Origin of the sequence: Citrobacter sp. MGH 55 (assembly GCF_016906145.1) — a bacterium.
Lineage (GTDB): Bacteria > Pseudomonadota > Gammaproteobacteria > Enterobacterales > Enterobacteriaceae > Citrobacter_A > Citrobacter_A amalonaticus.
This window is the reverse complement of record NZ_CP070239.1, coordinates 3,978,441-4,000,340: the sequence shown is the minus strand read 5'-3', so window position 1 is coordinate 4,000,340 and position 21,900 is coordinate 3,978,441. Positions and strand designations below refer to the sequence as shown.

Below are 21,900 nucleotides of genomic sequence, written 5' to 3'. Positions count from 1 at the left end.
TTCATTTATCACAAAAGGATTGTTCGATGTCCAACAATGGCTCGTCACCGCTGGTGCTTTGGTATAACCAACTCGGCATGAATGATGTAGACAGAGTTGGGGGCAAAAATGCCTCCCTGGGTGAAATGATTACTAACCTTTCCGGTATGGGTGTATCGGTACCGAATGGTTTTGCCACAACCGCCGATGCGTTTAACCAGTTTCTGGACCAAAGCGGTGTAAACCAGCGCATCTATGAACTGCTGGATCAAACGGATATTGACGATGTTAACGCGTTAGCGAAGGCCGGCGCGCAGATCCGCCAGTGGATTATCGACACTCCTTTCCAGCCTGAGCTGGAAAATGCTATCCGTGATGCCTACGCGCAACTCTCCGCGGACGATCAACATGCTTCTTTCGCCGTGCGTTCATCTGCCACTGCGGAAGATATGCCGGATGCCTCTTTTGCCGGGCAGCAGGAAACCTTCCTCAACGTCCAGGGCTTTGACGCCGTACTGGTCGCCGTGAAGCACGTGTTTGCCTCGCTGTTTAACGACCGCGCAATCTCCTATCGCGTTCACCAGGGCTATGACCACCGTGGCGTGGCGCTCTCTGCGGGTGTCCAGCGGATGGTGCGTTCCGATCTGGCGTCGTCCGGCGTGATGTTCTCCATCGATACTGAATCTGGCTTTGACCAGGTGGTGTTTATCACCTCCGCGTGGGGGCTGGGCGAGATGGTAGTACAGGGCGCGGTAAACCCGGATGAGTTCTATGTCCACAAACCGACGCTGGCGGCCAATCGCCCGTCTATTGTGCGCCGCACGATGGGCTCGAAAAAAATCCGCATGGTCTATGCGCCGACCCAGGAACACGGCAAACAGGTCACCATTGAAGATGTGCCGCAGGAAAGCCGTGACATTTTCTCCTTGACCAACGACGAAGTGCAGGAACTGGCGAAACAGGCGGTACAGATTGAAAAACACTACGGTCGTCCGATGGACATCGAGTGGGCGAAAGATGGTCATACCGGCAAACTGTTCATCGTCCAGGCTCGTCCTGAAACCGTGCGTTCTCGCGGCCAGGTGATGGAGCGTTACACGCTGCACGCGCAGGGCAAAATCATTGCGGAAGGCCGTGCTATCGGTCACCGCATCGGGGCAGGCCCGGTAAAAGTCATTCATGATATCAGCGAGATGAACCGCATTGAGCCTGGCGACGTGCTGGTCACCGACATGACCGACCCGGACTGGGAACCGATCATGAAAAAAGCGGCGGCGATTGTCACTAACCGTGGCGGTCGTACCTGTCACGCGGCCATTATCGCGCGTGAACTGGGGATCCCGGCGGTGGTGGGCTGCGGCGATGCCACTGAGCGCATGAAGGATGACGAGAAGGTCACCGTTTCCTGCGCAGAAGGCGATACAGGCTACGTGTACGCCGACATGCTCGACTTCAGCGTTAAGAGCTCCAGCGTCGATACGATGCCGGATTTGCCGCTGAAGGTGATGATGAACGTCGGTAACCCGGATCGGGCGTTTGACTTCGCCTGTCTGCCAAACGAAGGCGTTGGCCTGGCGCGTCTGGAATTTATCATCAACCGTATGATTGGCGTCCACCCGCGTGCGCTGCTGGAGTTTGACGATCAAGATGCCAAACTGCAAAACGAAATCCGCGAGATGATGAAAGGCTTTGATTCTCCGCGTGAATTTTACGTGGGTCGCCTGACAGAAGGGATCGCCACCCTCGGCGCGGCGTTCTGGCCGAAACGCGTGATTGTGCGTTTGTCCGACTTTAAGTCGAATGAGTACGCAAACCTGGTGGGTGGTGAACGCTACGAGCCAGAGGAAGAGAACCCGATGCTGGGCTTCCGTGGCGCGGGTCGCTATGTGTCGGACAGCTTCCGTGATTGCTTTGCGCTGGAATGCGACGCGGTGAAACGCGTGCGTAATGAGATGGGACTGACTAACGTCGAAATCATGATCCCGTTCGTCCGTACCGTTGAGCAGGCAAAAGCAGTCGTGGAAGAGCTGGCGCGTCAGGGGCTGAAACGCGGCGAGAATGGTTTGAAGATCATCATGATGTGTGAGATTCCGTCCAACGCCCTGCTGGCTGAACAGTTCCTGCAATACTTTGACGGCTTCTCGATCGGTTCTAACGACATGACACAGTTGGCGCTGGGTCTGGATCGTGACTCTGGTGTGGTATCAGAGCTGTTTGATGAGCGTAACGACGCGGTGAAAGCGCTGCTGTCGATGGCGATTCGCGCCGCGAAGAAACAGGGTAAATACGTCGGGATTTGCGGTCAGGGTCCGTCTGACCACGAAGACTTTGCCGCCTGGCTGATGGAAGAGGGGATCGACAGCCTGTCGCTGAACCCGGATACCGTTGTCCAGACCTGGCTGAGCCTGGCGGAACTGAAGAAGTAAGGTACTGCCGGATGGCGATGCGCCGCTATCCGGCAATTTATGCCTCACGGCATTCCGACGCTAACCGCTGAATAATATCCTGGCGTAACAGGAACTTCTGGATCTTCCCGGATGCCGTTCTGGGTAACTTTTCGACCACCACAATGTGCTCTGGATACTTATATTTCGCTACCCGTTTACGGCTAAAGAAGGCAACCACTTCTTCCAGCGACAGTGAATGATGCGGCGCTTTCAGCACGATGTAGGCACAGGAACGCTCGCCTAAACGTTCGTCCGGCATAGCAACCACACAGGCATCGTGAATGCGGGGGTGCTGCAACAGAATATCTTCCACTTCGCGACTGCTGATGTTTTCTCCGCCCCGAACGATAATATCTTTCTTGCGCCCGGTTATCTGAATGTAGCCCGCCTCGTCCATCCGACAGAGATCGCCACTGTAGTACCAGCCCTCGCTATCCAGCGCCCGGGCGGTTAACTCAGGCTCGTCAAGATAGCCCATAAAGACGTTCGGTCCGCGCGATGCCTCTTCCCCTTCAACGCCCGGAGGCACGGGATTACGCGCCTCATCAACAATTCTGATCTCCACGCCTGCCGCCGCGTAGCCATCGGTATTCATCATACGGGAAGGGGGATCGTCGAGATTCACTACCGCATGCGGCGAGCTTTCCGTCGAACCATAAACGCTGAGCAGTTTAATGCCGCGCTGCCGGCAGTCGCGAGCAATGCGCTGCGGAATGGTCGTTCCTCCGCACAAAAAGAAACGCAGCGAAGAGAGGTCGGCAGGCTGCTGTTCCACGGTACAGAGCAGGTCGTACACAAACGGCGTCGCCCCTAAGACGCAGGTACAGCGCTGTTGTTCCAGAAGCGCAAGGCAGGCCGTTGGGGTAAAAATATCCAGTAGCACGCTGCGCGCGCCGATCAGAAACGGTGCCGTCACGCCGTGTAAAAAACCGGTGGCGTGTCCCAGCGGCGCTGGCATCAGAAAGACGTCCAGCCAGGTCAGATTCAGACGCGCGCAGTAGGCCCGCTCGCTGGCGAGAATATTGTTGTGGCTGAGCATGACGCCTTTTGGTAGTCCCTCGGTGCCAGAGGTAAACAGCACGGCGGCCAGCTCGTCGCCGTGAACCTGAATGTGACGGGCAAGTGGCGCGTTGTCCGCAACGATCTGGCTGAGGGCGAGCGTGGTTGTCGCCGGTGCCAGTTTATCGACGCCGATAACGTGTTGCAGATGCGGCAACTGGTTTTGCAGCGGCAAGATCAAATCGACCGGGCGTGTCTGTTTAAACACGGTTGGGGCGAAAAACAGTTTTGCCTGACATTTGTTCAGCACCCACACCAGCTCAGCTTCGCGCCAGGCGGGCAGCAGGGGAACGGATACGGCGCCGGTTTTCAGACAGGCGAGATAGATAACGGTAAATTCGCACCAGCCGGGAAGCTGAAAAGCGACGCGGTCGCCGGGCTGAATGCCGTTCGCCAACATCCAGCTCGCCAGACAGCTTGCCGCGTGGTCGAGGGCGGCGTAAGTGAATTCCGTACCGTGGTTATCCACGACGGCGATTTTGTCTGGCACGCTGCGTGCGGTATGTTGCCAGTAGTCTCCCAGCGAGGCATCGCCCCAAAAGCCAAGCTTGCGGTATGCGTCCCGCCGCCCGGCGTCAAACGTTAATGTGACACTCATCGGAGGTTCCCGGTCTATCAAGGGGGGAGTAGGGGATTGCAGGCCGGATAAGACGCCTGGCGTCACTCTCCGGCATTTGTGCCCATCCGTCGTTTCAGCCGTAGCGGAAATCCACGCCAAACGTGCCTGCGGGGTACTCCCATTTTTCGAGGATCGTCTCACCACACAGCACCCGGCAGGTTCCGCACTCCAGACAGCCCGCGGAATCAAAGTGAATCGTACCTGCCTCATCCTGCTTATAGAGTCCGGCAGGGCAGGCATTCAGCAATTTTTGAAACTCTTTGCTGTCCGGGTTCGCCGCCAGAATGATGTGCGGATGGCCCTCATCAACATGGAATTTATTGACGCCCAGTTTGACGTCGACGTTAACGCGATTTTCCTGGCTCATAGCGCCGTGACTCCCTTAATGCCATCTTTGAGCAGATTCATCAGCCCGATCTGTTTTGCATGTGACAGGATCATTTTGCGCATCGGCTGATTCGGGCTGCCATCAATGGTGAATATGTCATTCATGATGTCCGCCACCATTCGCGGGTACTGGGTGAACAGGCGCGGATTCTCCATCAGCGCCGGGATCTTACGGAAATGCTGCATATCACGCATAACGCACCCTTTCTCCAGCTCGTGTTTGTATTGCGCAAGCGTGCGGGCAGAGAAGTCCTTGCGCTCTTTGGCCCCAATCGCGGCGTGTGCCGCCGCTTCGGCAGAGGCGATGGCTAAATCCATTCCGCGTACCGTAAAACCGAGGTTCAGACAAAAGCCCGCAGCGTCACCGACAATCATCACACCGTCGCCTACCAGCTCCGGCACCATCGCCAGTCCGCCTTCTGGCACCATATGTGCCGAGTACTCCAGCAATTTGCCGCCCTGAATCAACGGACGAACGGCTGGGTGCTGTTTAAAATCTTCCAGCATCTGCGGCACGCTTTTCTGCGCATGGGCCATGTCGCCCAGCCCGCATACCAGACCGAGGGAAATGGAGTCACGATTGGTATAGAGGAACCCGCCGCCCATCAGGCCGTTTGATGGCGAACCGGCGAACAGCCAGGCTGCGCCTTCATTTCCGGACAGATTAAAACGGTCGTTGATTTGCTCCGGGGAGAGGCCAATCAACTCTTTCACACCGACGGCGTAATGGTGCGCCGATGAGGCCGGAACCATGCCCAGTGAACGGCCCAGCATTGAATTGACGCCATCGGCGAGGATCACCACGTTGGCTTCGAGAATATCGTCGCCAGCCTGTACGCCTGTGACCTGGTTGCCTTCACGAATCAGCGCATCCACGCGCACGCCGGGGATAAATTGTGCGCCAGCCGCTTCGGCTTGCTCCATCAGCCACGGGTCGAGACGGTTGCGCAACACGCTGTACGATGCCTGAGCCGGTACATCCGGCTGTTCGCGATGGTAATCCAGCGTGATCGCGCTTTCTTCCGTCATAAACGAGATTTTCTCGCGGGTGACTTTGCGTTCAACGGGCGCCTTCTCGCCAAATCCGGGCATAATCCGCTCAATCACATGGGCGTAGAGGCGCCCCCCGGTCATATTTTTACTGCCCGCGCTGTTACCGCGCTCGACGACCAGAACATCGAGTCCGGCTTTTGCCATGATGTACGCCGCCACCGTGCCCGCTACGCCAGCACCGACGACGATGGCATCAAATTTTTCATCCGACATGCTTAAAGCTCCCTTCCCGCCGTTTGCACAGCGGGAGATGTGGGTCAAGGTGAGAATTAGCGCAACTGCGCGATCAGGGCAGGGACCACTTTGTAGATGTCGCCCACCAGTCCGTAATCGGCATAGTTAAAGATTGGCGCGTTTTTATCTTTGTTCACGGCGACAATCACTTTCGCGCCATTGCCGCCCACCATATGCTGGATCTGTCCGGAAATACCCAGCGTCAGATACAGTTCGGACTTCAGCAGTACGCCGGAAACGCCGATGTAACGCTCGCGCTCCATCCAGTTTTCCCCTTCGGCGATAGGGCGTGAACAGCCCACTTCCGCGCCGAGTACGGCGGCCAGTTCGCGCACCATGTTCAGGTCGTTTTGCGCCGCCAGGCCGCGACCGACGCCTACCACACGTTTTGCTTTGCTTAAATCAACGCTGCTGAGCGATTTGGCGCGACGTTCCTGACACAAGATCTCCTGGCGCGGGGCCACCCACTCGGCGGTAACCACCGGGCAGTCATGCGTGGGATCCGCCTCAATCGGCTCCAGTACGCCAGGGGCGAGAGTGATAATGGCCAGCGGACTGTTCAGTTTTTCTTTGCCAAACGCCAGGCCGCCATACATACGATGCTCGGCAAACAGCGCGTTCTCTTCAACGCTCACTGCCGTTGCATCGTTAACCATGGCCGCATTCAGCTGAATACTCAGACGCGCGCCCAGCGCTTTGCCGCGCTTGGTTGCTGCCATCAGCAGCAGACCGTCGCCTTTTTCCCGGATTTGCGCGGCCAGCGTTTCGGCGTAATTTTCGATTCGCTGCAGGTCGGAGGGTTTATCCAGTACGATGATGCCGTCAGCACCGAGCGGCTTAACCTGCGCCGCCTGCTCAGAACCCTGAACAATGGCATAGACCTGTTGACCCCACTGACGTGCGCCAGCCATCAGCTCTGCGTAGCGTTCAACGTTATCGCTAAATACCCAGACGTGGGTTAATTGACTCATGATTGTGTTCTCCGTTGGGCTCAGTTCAGGGCTTTTTTCAGGTGTTCAGCCAGTTCGGCGATGGCTTCCGGCGAATCGTTATCCAGAATGATGTGCTTACGCGCCGTTTGTGGCGGTACAGTAATGGCAACCAGTTCTGCTCGCAACTCGCCCTGACTCCAGCCGATATCGCTTGCCTGCCATGTGTGTACGGGCTTTTTCCCGGCGCCAAGAATGGCTTTCATTGAGGGGATGCGTGGCACGTTAATATCCGATGTCACGCAGATAACGGCCGGAAGTGACAGTTCTATCACCTCAACGTCCTCTTCCAGCGTACGCTCTACAAGCAGCTTATCGCCCTGACGCTGGAGGCTGCTGACGGCGTTAAGGGTTGGCAGTTGCAGGATCTCACCGACCAGTAGACCAACCTGTTGTGCATAAAGGTCGCCAGACCCTTCGCCAAACAGGAGCAGATCGAATCCGATTTTTTCCACCGTGGCGGCAATGGCCTTCGCTGTGTCTTTTGGCAGCGCGTGTTCCAGCTGTGCATCCTGCATCAGATACAGTGCATGTGGCCCGCGGGAGAGCACATCCTTACGCACTTTCGAGTTTTGCAATAATAAGCCGCCCACCGTCAGTGCCGCGATCTCATCCTCTGCCTCGGTGGCCAACTGCGTTGCGGCCTCAATGGCGTTGAGATCGAACTGACTGATTTTGGCGTCCGCATTGTCAAAGCTCAGCGCTTGCTCGGGCGTAACAACAATGTCCTGTTCTTCAGGCACCAGCTTAAAGCAGGTTATTATTTTCATGGCATCTCCTGTGAGTCGCATACCGACAGTGACAATCAGGCCACCCCGGTGGAAAGTGAAAATTGACTGGAAATAGTGTGCGACAGACGGCGGCTTTTTATCGACGGAGCAATCTGTTTTCGTTACCAGGTATCTTGCAAAAAAAGTGGGATCGCTCGTACAAAAGAAATGAGTAGAAAATCATTTGAGAGAATTAAACATATTATCTTGCAGGTGAGGGAAATAATCTTGTTTTGCCTTTACTAAATACAGTTGTATAACCGCCATACTCGCTTTATTTTATCCTCATTATATTGTTCAGGATAAATTTCTGCTTGTGGAGGTTGTCATGTATCAACGCTGCTTTGATAATGCCATGGAAAGCCTTTTTGACCAGGGCAAAACCCCGCGATTTTCCCGATTTGTCATTAGTGATGATCCCCGTTGGGAGTCCGGTCATCATGTTCATGACAATGAGACCGAGCTCATTTATGTCAAAAAAGGCATCGTCAGATTAACGATCGACTCTTCCCTTTATGTGGCTCACGAAGATGATATTGTCGTGGTGGAGCGGGGGCGGTTACATGCCGTGACATCGGATGTGAACGCGCCAGCCACCACCTACACCTGTGCGCTGTATGGCTTTCGCTTTCAGGGCTGGGAGGAAAACCAACTGCTACAATCGCATTCCTGTCCGGTGGTTGCCGTCGGCCAGGGAAAAGAAGTGATCAAAAGTATTTTTAATGAGCTCGGGGTGATGCTGCCGCAAAGTAAAAATGGCCTGACGTCGTCCGTCTGCGATGCTTTTGCCTATGCGTTGACGGTGCTCTTCTTTGAGAACTTTAAAAATGCATATCGTTCGGAACAAGGACATATTAAAAAAGATGTTCTGATTAAAGATATTCTGGTCTATCTCAATAATAATTATCGGGAGAAAATTACGCTTGAGCAGTTATCAAAAAAATTTCGTGCCAGCGTCAGCTATATTTGTCACGAATTCACCCGCGAGTACCATATTTCACCGATTAATTATGTGATTCAGCGGCGGATGACCGAAGCGAAATTTGCCTTAACCAATACTGATTCTTCACAGGCCGAAATTTCCTGGCGTGTCGGGTATGAAAATGTCGACCACTTCGCGAAGCTGTTTTTGCGCCACGTCGGCTGTTCGCCAGGCGATTATCGTAAACAGTTTAAAAACAGCCTGACAGAGCAGGCCTGCCTGTTGTCCGACGTCTGAGTTTATGTGTCATCATCGGTAAGCGTATGAATGGCCGGATACGATGCAAGTACCGTATCCGGCCTGCCGCTTACTTGTTCTGATAATCCTTCAGGATCTGCCGACCTGCGACATAAATCATGATCTCATCCGTCCCGCCGCCAATCCGTTCACAACGGACATCGCGCCAGAATCGTGAAACACGCGCTTCGTCGGTATAACCCAGTCCGCCCATAATCTGAATTGCATCGTCAATCACTTCCATCGCGGTGCGGGCGCAATACAGTTTCGCCAGCGCGGCGCTGGTACGCAGTGATTGCTCCTGATCGGCCTGCCATGCCACCTTCAGCACCATATTGCGCATGTTGTCGACTTTGATTGCCATCAGCGCCAGCTTTTCCTGGATCATCTGGTTGTGTCCAATCGGTTTGCCAAACGCAATGCGCTGGTTGGCATAACGCGCGGCATCCTCAAAGGCGCATTCGGCGAAGCCGGTACTGCGCGCAGCGTTGATCAGACGTTCCATCTCAAAGTTATACATCACGTTGAGAAAGCCCATGCCTTCTTCGCCCACCATGTCGCTTTCATCTACCTCAACGTTGTCGAGATAGACTTCGCAGGTGCTGAGCATATGCCAGCCGATTTTGTGCAGCGGATTGATTTTGATCCCAGGCTTGTTGGACTCCACCCACCAGAGGGTAAAGGCTTTCTTCGGATCTTTTGGCTCGGGATCGCGCGCCAGTACCAGCATGTATGGGTACTCTTTGGCGCCGGTAATAAACGTCTTCTGGCCGTTCAGGTACACCTTGCCGTCTTTGCGCGTGTAGCTGGTGGTGGCGCTGTTGTTGTCAGAACCCGCACCTGGCTCGGTTAACGCCAGGGCATAGGCCGGATCGCCGGTCTCCAGCGTGCTTTCCGCCGTTTTCCGCAGTTGTTCTGGCGAGCCGAAACGGCGCATGCTGTGAATACACTGCCCGTTGGTGATCAGAAAGGCCGGGGCGCCGCATTTTGACACTTCCATCAGGGCCAGCATTTGGGTGACATAGTCTGCCGGAATACCGCCGAACTCTTCCGGTACACCCAGCATGGAAATCCCGTTATCCGCCAGCGCACGCATAAATTCTCTGGGGTAGGTCGCCGTCTGGTCGCAGGTGCGGAAATACTCTTCCGGAAAATTGCTGGTGATCAGTTCCCGGATACTGGCAAGCAGCAGCTCTTGCTCTTCGGTTAAAGAAAAGTCCATCATCATACTCCTTTTAATTCGCCGCTTCCGGCAGTTCAAAACCCATGGTGGCGTCGATAAATAATCTTTCATCCATCAGTTTCAGGTCTGGTGAAATAACCGGTGCGAAATCCATTTTCGCCAGAATATCGCGCTCCAGATCCACTCCCGGGGCAATTTCAATAAGATGCAGACCGTCCTCTTTTAGCGTAAATACCGCGCGTTCGGTGATGTAGCGCACGTCCAGACCGCGCTCAAGGGCGATTTTTCCGCTAAAGGTGATTTCCGGCAGTTCGCTGATGAATTTATTCACCCGGCCTTCCTGGACGATGGTTAATTTACCGTCGGCCACTTCTGTTTTCAGACTGCCGGCGGTTAGCGTGCCGCAGAAAACAATTTTCTTTGAGGTCGCGCTGATATCGATAAAGCCGCCAGTCCCCATGATTTTGCCGTTGAATTTGTGCACCCCGACGTTGCCGTGGCGGTCAACTTCCGCAAAGCTCAGATAGCAGACGTCCAGCCCACCGCCATGGTAGAAGTCAAACTGTGAGGTCATATCAAGAATGGCGCGAGTGTTGACGTTTGCGCCAAAAGCGACACCCTGGGAGGTGATCCCACCCACAGGGCCAGTTTCAACGGTCAGTACAAAGTCATCTGCACAGCCTTCCTCACGGGCCACCAGTCCAATGCCATCCGCGATGCCGACGCCAACGTTACCAACCGCACCTTTACGCATTTCAAATAAGGCGCGACGGGCGACCAGTTTGCGTTGGTTGAGGGGCAGGGAGAGCTGGGTGCTGTCGTCGAGGGTGAAATCGCCCGAGATAAACCGGTTCACCGGCGCGCCGCCGTACAGTTGCGTCTGGTCAGGGTCGACCACCACGATATCCACCAGATAGCCGGGGATACGTACGGATTTAGGATGCAGCGTGGCTTTCTTGACCATTTTCTGCACCTGCATCATCACGATGCCACCGTGGTTGTGCACCGCCTGAGCCAGCACCAGCGCGTCGAGGTACATCACCTCATCTTCAAACGAGGCATAGCCTTCGCTGTCGCAGGTGGTGGCGCGGATAAACGCGACGGTAGGCGCAATCGCTTTGTAGTAGAGATATTCTTTGTTATCAATCTCCACCAGTTTGATGAGGTCTTCTTTGGTGACCTCATTGAGCTTGCCCCCCTGTTGGCGCGGGTCGACGAAGGTGCCAATCCCGATATCGCTGAGGATCCCCGGCTGGTGGGCGGCAGACGCACGCAGAGCCTGAGTCAGCACCCCTTGCGGATAGTTATAGGCGACAATCTTATTTTGTTCCGCTAAATCCGAAATACGCGGCGACTGCCCCCAGTGCCCGCACAGAGCCCATTTCACCAGGCCTTCCTGGGCCAGCGGGCTGATTCCGCGATCGGCGCGATCGCCCAGACCCGTCGGGCTGATAATCGATAAATTCCGTGGCGTTTGCGTTTGCTTATATTTATCGGCTAAAGCGGTAATTAAGGTGGTGGCTTCCAGAATACCGCCGCCTGCGCCTAATATACACAGTACATCTTCATCTTTAATATAATTTACCGCGTCCTGGGCCGAGAGCACAGGCACGCGACCATTAACGCGTGGTGGTCTTTCAGGTTTCATATAAACTCCTGGATACCCGGCAGAAGCCCTACGCCGCTGTGTTCAGGCGCAGGCCTCCGCTGAATATTCATGTGGAATATTCACTGTGGAATAAAATATATATTTAATGGCGGGAGAGAATCTGTCCCGCCTTTATTTCGTTTATTACGCCTGATGTAATATCGTTAATACCGTACGCAGATCGCTAACGGATATTTGTCCCGGTGCCGAAGCCTTTTTAACCGCGCCAAAGGTCGCCGCGGAGCCGAAGACTTCACCGGCCAGCCGTGAAATCACACCGGTTTTGGACATCGACATGGTGATCACCGGACGGTCAGCGTACTGTTCCTGCATTTTCAGCGTAGCGGAAAGCAGCGTCAGAACATCGCTGTGGTTCTGCGGCATCAGGGCGATCTTCGGAATATCGGCACCCAGTTCCTGCATTTTGCGCAGCCGTGCAACGATCTCTTCTTCTGCTGGCGTCTTGTGGAAATCATGGTTGGACATGATCACGCTGACGTTTTTGCTGTGCGCGTAGTCTACCGTCGCCTTGACCTGCTCATCTCCGGTAAACAGTTCGAGATCGATCATATCCACCAGGCCGCTATCGACCGCCGCGCGATTCAGCGCGAGATAGGTGTCGGTTGAAATGGCCTGTTCACCCCCTTCCTTCGCACTACGGAACGTAAACAGCAGGGGTGTCTGGGGCAGTTCAGTGCGGATCGCGCGGACAGCCTCCAGGACGGCATCGGCAGAGGCGACATCGGCGAAATGGTCAACGCGCCATTCCAGAATGTCGAAATCCGCGTCGCGATAGGCCTGCGCTTCTGCGCGGACGCTGGCGATATCTTTGCCCATCAGCGAGACGATTATTTTTGGAGCCCCTTCGCCAATCACGAGGTTTTTTACGGTTACGGTTTTCATTTAATACCTTTTATCAGTCTTAGTTCCTGGCCGTCAGGCCGCAAACCCCATCACCTGTTTTACGTATTCCAGCGGAAAATCTTTGCCGGTCCACAGTTTGAACTGTTCAGCGCCTTGCCACAACAACATGCCGTAACCATCGATTGTTTTGCAACCGGCCTGTTGCGCTTGTTGCAATAACTTCGTCATATGCGGGTTGTAAACGCATTCGGTAACCAGCAGTTCCGGACGTAGCAGGCTCACGTCACTGACAATCGATTCATTTTCCAGCGGCTTCATGCCGACTTTAGTGCCATTGGTCAGGATATCCGCTGTCGCCAGCGCGTCAGCGAAGGCCTGCTGGTCAGCAAGGTCTGTCACCGTCACCACGCAGTCGGTGTTTTCATTCACCCGCTTAGCGAAGTCCAGCGCTTTCTGGAAAAATTCATCATTGCGGTTAAAGAGTTTAATCGCTTTGATCCCCTCAATGGCTGCCTGCGCACCAATGGCCGTGGAGGCGCCACCCGCACCCAGTAATACCATGGTTTTACCCTTGATATCGAAACCACTCTCTTTAATTGCGCGAATGTGACCGGTGCCGTCAGTATTGTAACCACGTAGGTAGCCGTCATCATTGACGATGGTATTAATCGCGCCAACCAGTTTCGCCGCCGGGGTCAGTTCATCAACAAATTCACAGGCCAGCTGTTTATTGGGCATCGATACGCCGGTCCCGCGCATTTTTAACGCTTTCAGCCCCTCGATAGCGCCAGCGAAGGTGCTGTTGTCGACCTCAAAGGCCATATAGGTAAACGGCAATCCGGCTTTCTCCAGCGCCTTATTTTGCATTTCAGGCGACAAACTGTGTCTGATGGGATAAGCCATTAAGCCGATCAGTTCATATTTCGCGGTTACATCCATAACATGACTCCTTAAATTGTCGCTTAACTTTTTGTTGAGAAATAACGTTCGCCCAGACGGATATCGTTTTGTGGAATATTAAAGACCCGGTAATAGCGAACAAAAACGATAATGCCGGTGATAAAGGCCAGCAGGGCAAAAGCGAAATCCAGTAAAATGATGTATTGCAGGCCGATGGTGGAGAGGTAACCGGTAATCAGCGGAATAACAAAATTCGCGAGGCCGCCCATCATCATATAAACGCTGGTGACTTTGGCTTTGCTCTTCGGAAAGAATTCCGACATCACCGACACGCCCAGTTGTAAAATCCCGCCCGCGGCAGAGAAGCCAATCACAAACGCGCCCGCGTTACACACCAGCGGTGACGGCCAGAGATAAATGACGGCCGCGGTAACGGTGGCCAGTCCGGCATTAAAGACGTTAGCCCAGATGGGGCGAACCATTTTTTTCAGCAGTGCGGCAAAGATAAAGACGCAGACCAGCGAACCCAGGCTGTAATACGTGATGGTTTTCAGCGCATCCGCTTCTTCCATTCCGGCGAAGGCCATGGCGTATTTCGGCATCCAGACCACGATAACGTAAAAGGTGGAAAACGCCGCCACGCCAAACATGACGGAAGCCACTCCTTCCAGCCAGACCAGCGGTTTGCTGTTCATCTGCGGTAACTCTTTAGCGACGCTGGCATCCACCAACTGGCCGGGGAATTGACTGCGCAGTAACATCAGGGTGATCAGTACAAACAGAATGCCAGGAATGATCACGCCATAGCCGTACCAGATGTTGTTGAGCAGCATATAGCCGACCAGCATCGGATAGAGCATCTGTCCGAAGGAGACCATTGCTTTGACGAGGATCACCGCGGAACCTGACGCTTTCGGGAAACATTCCATCAGTGCCGGGTAGCCTCCGGTATCAAGCGCAGAGTTGGCCACGCCAACGCAGACGGCGAGGACAAAGGCCACCATCAGGTTAGGACTGGCAGGGATGCCGAAGAAAAAGAGAATATATAACGCGGCACCCAACAAAATGATCGCCCGACGACCGAATTTATCCGACAGGACGCCAAAAAACAGAATACTCACCAGACGACCAAGTCCGATGCCGGAAATTAAATAGGCGATCCCTGCGCTGTCGGTAGAAAACTTCGCGGCGAGTGAGGTCATATTTTGCGCCAGCGTAATGACGCTAATACCGTGGAGAAAATAGCTGAGATAAATACAGATGACCGCCAGGAAAAATGGCGTGCTGAAAGCCTTATTCTGTGACATTTTTTCAAAGCTCCTTGCCGGTTAATTTAATTCTGCTTTCGCCAGCGTTTTTATATCCGGCGATTTTTTATTAATATACGATGGTGAAACGACATGAACTACATAACATGACGTTTTCGTTACCAGGTATATTGCAGACGAAAGTGTGAAAACCCACGTATCCTGCGACGTTTAATTGTTAATGACGGCGTTAAACAAACTATATTGCAGTCAGTGATAAGAATATTGCATTCGGCGGATTCAGCCTTATTCCGCCACCGGTGACATCATCAATTGACGTTTCGTTTCGAGACGGCTGCGGTAGCCAATAAATAGCGCCAACAAGAACCCCACGGCGGCAATACCGGTATCGAACCACATAATATCGGCGATGCTCCTTTGTGAGAGATGGGCCGTGACCAGCGGGATCGTAAAGGTAGCAATGCTGCCCGCACTGTAATAAATGCCGGTGGCTTTCCCTTTGGCATACGGAAAGCGGGCGGCCATCAGGGTAAGACCGATTTGTACTACGCCCCCGGCTGACGAAAAGCCGATCACAAAGGCAAAGACGATCACGACATACATCGTGGGATGCAGGCACACCGTCAACAGTGCGACAAACGAAACAAATGTGTACAGCATCAGCAAGGTGGTTGAACGCACCGTTTTGCGCACCAGCGGGGCGGTAATCAAAACGCAAAGCAGCGAACCGCAGGTGTAGATACTCAGCAGTTTGATCGACAGGGTATACGACATCCCGGCGACAAACTGACCATACTGCGCCAGCCACTGGCTGATGAGATAAAACGTCGCCATCGAGATGTAGCCGTACAGCGTATAGCTGGCAAGGTCGATAAATGCGCAGCGATGTCTTTCAGCCGGGCGCTGGCGCGGTTCGTGTGTCGGTGCGACCGGCGCGAGGCGGCGTCCAGGATGCGGTGGAAAGGCGCAGCGCAGTAAAAACAGACCGTTAACCAGCATGATGGCGGCGGCAACGATAAATGACCAGCCAAACCACAGTTCTGCCCAGACGAGCAGACTAATGATGATGGGTAGTAAAAACTGTCCGCCAGAGACAAACGCCTTAATCAGAATGTTGGCGGTGCTCGGCGAAGAGGGAAAGGCTTCCATCAGGCTGGGATAGGTCCCGGCGTCCAGGAAACTGTTCGCCATGCCCGCGAGGACGCCGAACGCATAAGCGATGATGATATTATGGGTCGTCAGAATACCGAAAAAGAACGTCACATAACAAAGCATCCCCAGAATGATGAAGGGGCGGCGGCCAAACCGATCGGATAATAATCCGGCGCAAAACAGCACGCTTAAGCGCCCGATGCCTAATGAGGAGATCACGACAGACACCCCAGCGGCATTGGTCTGCCACTGTTGTTCGAGCGATGCCATGTTGAGACTCATCAGGATGACTCCCATACCGTGCACCAGGTAATTGAGATACAGCCCCATCGCAGTGGGGAAATAGTGATTTTTCATGATGCCTGCTCAGCGAAATAGCTAATGATTTTCCCTGGTACGGGTTAAATACCCGTGCCTTAAAAGTACAATGAGTCTCTATATTTGAAGTTTCTTAGTATGAATCGCCAGTGGCAGGAAATATGTGGTCTAACACAATCGTTCCAGGTCGTGGGCATAGAGTTCGGCAGCAACGGATTGATAAATCTTCCAGTCAAGAAAACTGCCATCACGATAGACCGACCGAAAATCGGTTAAATCAGAAAAGAAACGCATGGTATTATTACCAATGCGATTGTTTATCTTCTCTATAATAGCATTAATACGTAATTTTCTTTTTCTACGCATTTCCAGCAGCGTTTCAGTAATGGCGGGAGGGAGTTCACATTCGCCATTTTCCCACCTCTGCCAGTCGGCGGCATTATAATCTGGCGCAATCCACGATACGCACTCTTCAATGGTCATTGCAAAAACATGACGTAATGCCTGTAGCTCATAAGCGTTCATCATTGAATGACCTCATATTAAAAAACAGTAAAGCATAAATAACATTATCAGGCTGATTTCGGCGTGAAGAGAGTCGCAGTATCTTGTGCAATATTATTTGTTATCGGCATGTGAAAAGGGGGATTCCCCTGGAAAAAAGAGGGATACAGGCGGAGGGAAGGATTATTGTGCGGTAAGACAGCCACAATGTCAGGATAAAAAAAAAAGCCCATCGTGGGAGATGGGCAAAGACTACACACAGCAATTCGTTGTTTCACTCAGGGGATTTCCATACTTATAAATCAATGTCTTGATCTATAACCGTGAGCTAATAATAGGGTATGGGGTGTTTTAGCGTCGATCAGATTCGTCTCAATAGTTTAAAGACTGTAAAGAATTTGCGACACAAATCAGGGACAACGAAGCGGAAACAGGAAAGACAGAGGCATCGCGCTACACTATTGATTAGCTGTGCTAAACATTCAGGCGACCGCAGTCGCCTGCTATCATGCTATTTTTTAAGGTTTTCGATTTCACCCAGTTCTTCGAGGATCTCTTCAGGTTCGCTGGTCGGCACTGGCGCTTCGTTAACCCACGCCGAGAATAGCCGCCAGGACACCGCCAGCAGTACCGGACCGATAAATAGCCCAATCATGCCAAACGCAATCAGGCCGCCAATAACGCCGGAAAGGATCAGGATCAGCGGCAAGTCTGCGCCCATACGAATCAGCATCGGGCGAATCACGTTATCCAGTGTCCCCACCACGCAACTCCAGGCCAGCAGCACGCTACCCCAGGTCGTATCACCGCTCCAGTAAAGCCAGATAATGGCCGGAATCAATACCGGTAACGGCCCCAGTTGAACCAGACAGGAGAGGATCATCACCACGGAGAGCAGTGTGGCATAGGGTACGCCGGACACGGCCAGACCGATGCCGCCCAGCACCGCCTGCACCAGGGCAGTGACAACCACGCCCAGCGCCACCGCGCGGATCGCCTGGGCGGCCAGCAGCATCGCTGCGTCTCCGCGTTTTGCCGCCAGACGGTAGGCAAAATGACGAATACCCAACGCCACCGTCTCTCCACGCCAGTACAGCAGGGCGCTGAATAACAGCATCAGGCTGCAGTGCATCATAAAACGACCGATGTGAGCGGCCTGACCGACAAACCAGGTTGTTGTGGTACCGATGTACGGGCGAACCTTCGCCATAATCGCCGTACCGCCCATATCCAGCAGGTTATGCCAGCCGGCATACAGTTTGGCGCCGACCAGCGGGATGCTGTTCAACCAGGCCAGGTCCGGCAACGTCATATCCCCGCTCGTGACGGCGTGGATCAGCGGTCCGCTACCGTCAACGATACTGTTGACCAGCAGGGCAATCGGGATCACAAACAGCAGTACTAATAAAAGTGTCATCACCAGAACCGCCAGCGAACGGCGGCCCCAGAGTAATTTTTGCAGGCGCAGTAGAACGGGCCAGGTCGCAATGACGATCGTCCCGGCCCAGGCAAAGCCCAGAATAAAAGGTTGAACAATCCAGAGACACGCCACAATCATGATGGCTAAAAACAGCACCGACAGCAGCACTTGTGCGATATCCCTGGGCTGACGAATATTGACCATAAACTCTTTTCACCTATGTAGTGCGTCAGATCGTTGACGCGACGCGACCGCTCGAAACACGTCTCATAATGATGAGCAATTTCAGCGGTTTTTGACAGGCGGATTCTGCCAGTATTTCTGTTGGGTGTATTAGAAAAAAATGTGATACAACAATAAGCAAACGATTAACTCCCACAACACACAGACCGCAGGAAAGGGTCACGATAATGATTCCACAAATTTCTCAGGCACCCGGCGTCGTTCAGCTGGTGCTCAATTTTTTGCAAGAGCTGGAGCAACAAGGATTTACCGGCGATACGGCAACCAGTTATGCCGATCGTCTGACAATGTCGACAGATAATAGTATCTATCAACTTCTCCCCGATGCCGTGGTTTTCCCTCGTTCAACGGCTGATGTGGCGCTCATTGCCCGCCTGGCGGCGCTGCCGCGCTTTGCCTCGCTGATTTTCACGCCGCGCGGCGGCGGTACCGGCACGAACGGACAGGCGCTCAATCAGGGCATCATTGTCGATATGTCCCGCTATATGAGCCGCATCATCGAAATCAACCCGGATGAGGGCTGGGTGCGGGTGGAAGCGGGGGTGATCAAGGATCAACTGAATCAGTATCTGAAGCCGTATGGCTATTTCTTTGCCCCGGAACTGTCCACCAGTAACCGGGCAACGCTGGGCGGGATGATTAATACCGACGCCTCCGGACAGGGTTCTCTGGTCTACGGGAAGACATCCGATCACGTGCTGGGGGTGCGGGCCGTGCTGCTGGGCGGCGATATTCTCGACACGCAGCCGCTGCCGGTCGCACTGGCGGAAACGCTCGGTCAGAGCAACACCACGATTGGTCGTATCTATCGCACTGTGTTTGAACGCTGCCGCGATAACCGTCAGTTAATTATTGATAAATTTCCCAAACTGAACCGCTTCCTGACGGGCTACGATTTGCATCATGTGTTTAACGATGACATGAGCGAATTCGATCTGACCCGTATTCTCACCGGCTCGGAAGGGACGCTGGCGTTCATTACGGAAGCGCGACTGGACATTACGCCGCTGCCGAAAGTGCGTCGACTGGTGAACGTGAAATACGACTCTTTTGACTCCGCGCTGCGCAATGCGCCGTTTATGGTGGACGCGCGCGCGCTGTCGGTGGAGACGGTTGATTCAAAAGTGCTGAACCTGGCGCGTGAAGACATCGTCTGGCATTCAGTGAGCGAATTGATTACCGATGTCCCGGACAAAGAGATGCTCGGCCTGAACATTGTCGAATTCGCCGGGGATGATGAAACGGTTATCGACGCGCAGGTGGCTTCCCTGTGCGAACGGCTTGACGAACTGATTGCCCGCGAAGAGGCGGGCGTGATTGGCTGGCAGCTATGCACTGAACTGGCGGGCGTTGAGCGTATCTATGCCATGCGTAAAAAAGCGGTGGGCCTGCTGGGTAATGCGAAAGGGGCGGCAAAACCGATTCCCTTTGCCGAGGACACTTGTGTGCCGCCGGAACATCTTGCTGATTACATCGCGGAGTTCCGCGCGCTGCTTGATGGTCACGGTCTGAGCTACGGCATGTTCGGTCACGTTGACGCCGGGGTGCTGCATGTGCGTCCCGCGCTGGATATGTGCGATCCACAGCAGGAGGTGCTGATGAAGCAAATCTCCGATGAAGTGGTGGCGCTGACGGCAAAATATGGCGGTCTGCTGTGGGGGGAACACGGCAAAGGTTTCCGCGCTGAGTACAGCCCGGCGTTTTTCGGTGATGAACTTTTCGCGGAACTGCGGAAGATTAAAGCGGCGTTCGATCCGCAAAACCGGCTGAATCCGGGGAAAATATGTCCGCCTGAAGGCATCGACGCACCGATGATGAAAGTCGACGCGGTCAAACGCGGCACCTGGGACCGGCAAATTCCGCTGGACGTGCGCCAGACCTGGCGCGGCGCGCTGGAATGTAACGGTAACGGTTTGTGCTTTAATTTCGATGCGAAGAGCCCGATGTGCCCATCGATGAAAATCAGCCTCAATCGTATCCACTCACCCAAAGGGCGTGCGACGCTGGTGCGCGAATGGTTACGTTTGTTGGCGGATCGCGGTGTCGATCCGGTGCGACTGGAAAATGCGCTGGCAAGTAAACGACCCAGCCTGCGTTCTCTGATCGCGCGTACTCGTAACACCTGGCACGCCAACAAGGGCGAGTATGATTTCTCGCATGAAGTAAAAGAGGCGATGTCCGGCTGTCTGGCCTGTAAGGCGTGCTCGACGCAGTGTCCGATCAAAATCGATGTGCCGGAATTCCGTTCGCGTTTCCTGCAACTTTACCATACCCGCTACCTGCGTCCGCTGCGTGACCATCTGGTGGCGACGGTTGAAACCTATGCGCCGTTGATGGCCCGGGCGCCGAAAACCTTTAACTTCTTTATTAATCAGCCGCTGGTGCGCAAGCTGTCCGCAAAGCATATCGGCATGGTCGATCTGCCATTGCTCTCGACGCCGTCGCTGCAACAACAGATGGTCGGGCATCGTTCGGCGAACATGACGCTGGAACAGCTTGAAGCGCTGTCGGATGTGCAGAAAGCCAATACGGTGCTGGTGGTGCAGGACCCGTTCACCAGCTATTACGATGCGCAGGTGGTGGCTGATTTCGTCCGTTTGATTGAGAAGCTGGGGATGCAGCCGGTTCTGTTGCCATTCTCGCCAAACGGTAAAGCGCAGCACATTAAAGGATTCCTGACCCGCTTTGCGAAGACCGCCAAAAAGACCTCTGAGTTTTTGAACCGCGTGGCAAAACTGGGGATGCCGATGGTCGGTGTTGATCCGGCGCTGGTGCTCTGTTATCGCGATGAGTACAAGCTGGCGTTAGGCGACGCGCGCGGCGATTTCCACGTCCAGCTCGCCAATGAGTGGCTGGCAACCGCGCTGGCTTCGCAGGAACCGCGCGAGGTTAGCGGCGAATCCTGGTATTTCTTTGGCCATTGTACCGAAGTGACCGCGCTGCCCGGCGCGCCCGCGCAATGGGCGTCGATCTTTGCCCGCGTTGGCGCGAAGCTGGAAAACGTGAGCGTGGGCTGCTGCGGCATGGCCGGTACTTACGGTCATGAGGCGAAGAACCATGCGAGTTCGCTGGGCATTTATGAACTGTCATGGCATCAGGCGATGGAACGGCTGCCGCGTAGCCGTTGCCTTGCAACGGGATATTCCTGTCGCAGCCAGGTGAAACGGGTTGAAGGCACGGGCGTGCGTCATCCTGTACAGGCATTACTGGAGATTATTGGATGATCTGGAAACGTGAAGTGACCCTCGACGCCCTCAATGCGATGGGTGAAGGCAATATGGTCGGCCTGCTGGATATTCGCTTTGAGCATATCGGCGACGATACGCTTGAAGCGTCAATGCCCGTCGACGGACGCACGAAGCAGCCGTTCGGTCTGCTGCACGGCGGCGCTTCTGTCGTGCTGGCAGAAAGCATCGGCTCGGTTGCCGGTTATCTGTGCACCCAGGGCGAGCAGAAAGTGGTGGGGCTGGAAGTTAACGCTAACCATGTTCGCTCTGTGCGGGAAGGGCGCGTGAAGGGGATCTGTAAGGCGATTCATACCGGCGCCCGTCATCAGGTCTGGCAGATTGACATCTATGATGAGCAGCAGCGACTGTGCTGTACTTCGCGGCTGACCACGGCAGTTGTGTGACGTTGTCACCAAA

The 21,900-nt window shown here is 54.2% G+C and carries 17 protein-coding genes and 1 other RNA gene; 4 read left to right on the top strand and 14 right to left on the bottom strand.

What is annotated here, in order from left to right:
* The first annotated feature begins 26 nt into the window (after positions 1 to 26).
* Positions 27 to 2,405 (top strand): phosphoenolpyruvate synthase, encoded by a 2,379-nt coding sequence (gene ppsA / locus JTI98_RS16535; protein ID WP_043000863.1) that lies wholly within the window; start codon positions 27 to 29, stop codon positions 2,403 to 2,405.
* A 37-nt stretch (positions 2,406 to 2,442) separates the two neighbouring features.
* On the opposite strand, the gene fadK is transcribed toward ppsA, so the two are convergent.
* The 5 genes from fadK to JTI98_RS16510 all read right to left on the bottom strand — a co-directional run bounded on the left by fadK (position 2,443) and on the right by JTI98_RS16510 (position 7,537).
* The gene (gene fadK, locus JTI98_RS16530; protein WP_216081547.1) at positions 2,443 to 4,083 is read right to left on the bottom strand and encodes a medium-chain fatty-acid--CoA ligase; all 1,641 of its coding nucleotides are present in this window, start codon (positions 4,081 to 4,083) and stop codon (positions 2,443 to 2,445) included.
* 94 nt (positions 4,084 to 4,177) lie between these two features.
* Entirely contained in the window at positions 4,178 to 4,471 is a 294-nt protein-coding gene (locus JTI98_RS16525; RefSeq protein ID WP_043000861.1) for a ferredoxin family protein, read from the bottom strand.
* Positions 4,468 to 5,757 (bottom strand): FAD-dependent oxidoreductase, encoded by a 1,290-nt coding sequence (locus JTI98_RS16520; protein WP_216081546.1) that lies wholly within the window; start codon positions 5,755 to 5,757, stop codon positions 4,468 to 4,470. The genes JTI98_RS16525 and JTI98_RS16520 overlap by 4 nt, the downstream gene beginning before the upstream one ends.
* 56 nt (positions 5,758 to 5,813) lie before the next feature.
* Positions 5,814 to 6,749, bottom strand: a complete 936-nt coding sequence (locus tag JTI98_RS16515) for an electron transfer flavoprotein subunit alpha (protein WP_216081545.1) — start codon at positions 6,747 to 6,749, stop codon at positions 5,814 to 5,816.
* Between the two features lie 20 nt (positions 6,750 to 6,769).
* On the bottom strand, positions 6,770 to 7,537 hold the full coding sequence (locus JTI98_RS16510) for an electron transfer flavoprotein (protein ID WP_216081544.1): 768 nt from the start codon (positions 7,535 to 7,537) through the stop codon (positions 6,770 to 6,772).
* Between the two features lie 328 nt (positions 7,538 to 7,865).
* Here JTI98_RS16510 and JTI98_RS16505 point away from each other — a divergent pair, with 328 nt between their 5' ends.
* Entirely contained in the window at positions 7,866 to 8,756 is an 891-nt protein-coding gene (locus JTI98_RS16505) for an AraC family transcriptional regulator (RefSeq protein ID WP_142765075.1), read from the top strand.
* Positions 8,757 to 8,826: 70 nt separating this feature from the next.
* Here the strand turns inward: JTI98_RS16505 and JTI98_RS16500 are convergent, their stop codons facing one another.
* The 9 genes from JTI98_RS16500 to ydiK form a co-directional block, all read right to left on the bottom strand.
* Positions 8,827 to 9,978: an acyl-CoA dehydrogenase gene (locus JTI98_RS16500; RefSeq protein ID WP_042319326.1), complete on the bottom strand. Its 1,152-nt coding sequence runs from the start codon at positions 9,976 to 9,978 to the stop codon at positions 8,827 to 8,829.
* 13 nt (positions 9,979 to 9,991) lie between these two features.
* Positions 9,992 to 11,587, bottom strand: coding sequence for an acyl CoA:acetate/3-ketoacid CoA transferase (locus JTI98_RS16495; protein ID WP_044254768.1), 1,596 nt, complete (start codon positions 11,585 to 11,587; stop codon positions 9,992 to 9,994).
* 144 nt (positions 11,588 to 11,731) lie between these two features.
* Complete coding sequence (gene aroD, locus JTI98_RS16490) at positions 11,732 to 12,490, bottom strand: type I 3-dehydroquinate dehydratase (protein ID WP_216081543.1); 759 nt, start codon at positions 12,488 to 12,490, stop codon at positions 11,732 to 11,734.
* A 33-nt stretch (positions 12,491 to 12,523) separates the two neighbouring features.
* Positions 12,524 to 13,390, bottom strand: coding sequence for a quinate/shikimate dehydrogenase (ydiB, locus tag JTI98_RS16485; RefSeq protein ID WP_044328161.1), 867 nt, complete (start codon positions 13,388 to 13,390; stop codon positions 12,524 to 12,526).
* A gap of 23 nt (positions 13,391 to 13,413) precedes the next feature.
* Entirely contained in the window at positions 13,414 to 14,658 is a 1,245-nt protein-coding gene (locus JTI98_RS16480) for an MFS transporter (RefSeq protein ID WP_043000853.1), read from the bottom strand.
* Between the two features lie 246 nt (positions 14,659 to 14,904).
* On the bottom strand, positions 14,905 to 16,128 hold the full coding sequence (locus tag JTI98_RS16475) for an MFS transporter (protein WP_044328162.1): 1,224 nt from the start codon (positions 16,126 to 16,128) through the stop codon (positions 14,905 to 14,907).
* A 129-nt stretch (positions 16,129 to 16,257) separates the two neighbouring features.
* Positions 16,258 to 16,614: a YdiL family protein gene (locus JTI98_RS16470; RefSeq protein WP_216082259.1), complete on the bottom strand. Its 357-nt coding sequence runs from the start codon at positions 16,612 to 16,614 to the stop codon at positions 16,258 to 16,260.
* 196 nt (positions 16,615 to 16,810) lie between these two features.
* Positions 16,811 to 16,918, bottom strand: an RNA gene (rprA, locus tag JTI98_RS16465) — antisense sRNA RprA.
* 186 nt (positions 16,919 to 17,104) lie between these two features.
* A complete protein-coding gene (ydiK, locus tag JTI98_RS16460) occupies positions 17,105 to 18,217 on the bottom strand; it encodes an AI-2E family transporter YdiK (protein ID WP_043000851.1) in 1,113 nt (370 codons plus the stop codon).
* A gap of 206 nt (positions 18,218 to 18,423) precedes the next feature.
* Between ydiK and JTI98_RS16455 the strand changes: the two genes are divergently transcribed.
* Together JTI98_RS16455 and menI are read left to right on the top strand one after the other, a co-directional pair.
* On the top strand, positions 18,424 to 21,480 hold the full coding sequence (locus tag JTI98_RS16455; RefSeq protein WP_216081542.1) for an FAD-binding and (Fe-S)-binding domain-containing protein: 3,057 nt from the start codon (positions 18,424 to 18,426) through the stop codon (positions 21,478 to 21,480).
* The gene (gene menI, locus JTI98_RS16450; protein WP_216081541.1) at positions 21,477 to 21,887 is read left to right on the top strand and encodes a 1,4-dihydroxy-2-naphthoyl-CoA hydrolase; all 411 of its coding nucleotides are present in this window, start codon (positions 21,477 to 21,479) and stop codon (positions 21,885 to 21,887) included. Before JTI98_RS16455 ends, menI begins: the two co-directional genes overlap by 4 nt.
* Positions 21,888 to 21,900 lie beyond the last annotated feature (13 nt).

Bases quoted from the DNA above. Each gene is read 5' to 3' on its own strand.
- ppsA (WP_043000863.1), top strand. From the start codon at position 27: ATGTCCAACAATGGCTCGTCACCGCTGGTGCTTTGGTATAACCAACTC.
- JTI98_RS16515 (WP_216081545.1), bottom strand. From the start codon at position 6,749: ATGAGTCAATTAACCCACGTCTGGGTATTTAGCGATAACGTTGAACGC.
- JTI98_RS16505 (WP_142765075.1), top strand. From the start codon at position 7,866: ATGTATCAACGCTGCTTTGATAATGCCATGGAAAGCCTTTTTGACCAG.
- ydiK (WP_043000851.1), bottom strand. From the start codon at position 18,217: ATGGTCAATATTCGTCAGCCCAGGGATATCGCACAAGTGCTGCTGTCG.
- JTI98_RS16500 (WP_042319326.1), bottom strand. From the start codon at position 9,978: ATGGACTTTTCTTTAACCGAAGAGCAAGAGCTGCTGCTTGCCAGTATC.
- JTI98_RS16470 (WP_216082259.1), bottom strand. From the start codon at position 16,614: ATGAACGCTTATGAGCTACAGGCATTACGTCATGTTTTTGCAATGACC.
- JTI98_RS16455 (WP_216081542.1), top strand. From the start codon at position 18,424: ATGATTCCACAAATTTCTCAGGCACCCGGCGTCGTTCAGCTGGTGCTC.
- JTI98_RS16510 (WP_216081544.1), bottom strand. From the start codon at position 7,537: ATGAAAATAATAACCTGCTTTAAGCTGGTGCCTGAAGAACAGGACATT.
- ydiB (WP_044328161.1), bottom strand. From the start codon at position 13,390: ATGGATGTAACCGCGAAATATGAACTGATCGGCTTAATGGCTTATCCC.
- JTI98_RS16480 (WP_043000853.1), bottom strand. From the start codon at position 14,658: ATGTCACAGAATAAGGCTTTCAGCACGCCATTTTTCCTGGCGGTCATC.
- menI (WP_216081541.1), top strand. From the start codon at position 21,477: ATGATCTGGAAACGTGAAGTGACCCTCGACGCCCTCAATGCGATGGGT.
- fadK (WP_216081547.1), bottom strand. From the start codon at position 4,083: ATGAGTGTCACATTAACGTTTGACGCCGGGCGGCGGGACGCATACCGC.
- JTI98_RS16525 (WP_043000861.1), bottom strand. From the start codon at position 4,471: ATGAGCCAGGAAAATCGCGTTAACGTCGACGTCAAACTGGGCGTCAAT.
- aroD (WP_216081543.1), bottom strand. From the start codon at position 12,490: ATGAAAACCGTAACCGTAAAAAACCTCGTGATTGGCGAAGGGGCTCCA.
- JTI98_RS16495 (WP_044254768.1), bottom strand. From the start codon at position 11,587: ATGAAACCTGAAAGACCACCACGCGTTAATGGTCGCGTGCCTGTGCTC.
- JTI98_RS16475 (WP_044328162.1), bottom strand. From the start codon at position 16,128: ATGAAAAATCACTATTTCCCCACTGCGATGGGGCTGTATCTCAATTAC.
- JTI98_RS16520 (WP_216081546.1), bottom strand. From the start codon at position 5,757: ATGTCGGATGAAAAATTTGATGCCATCGTCGTCGGTGCTGGCGTAGCG.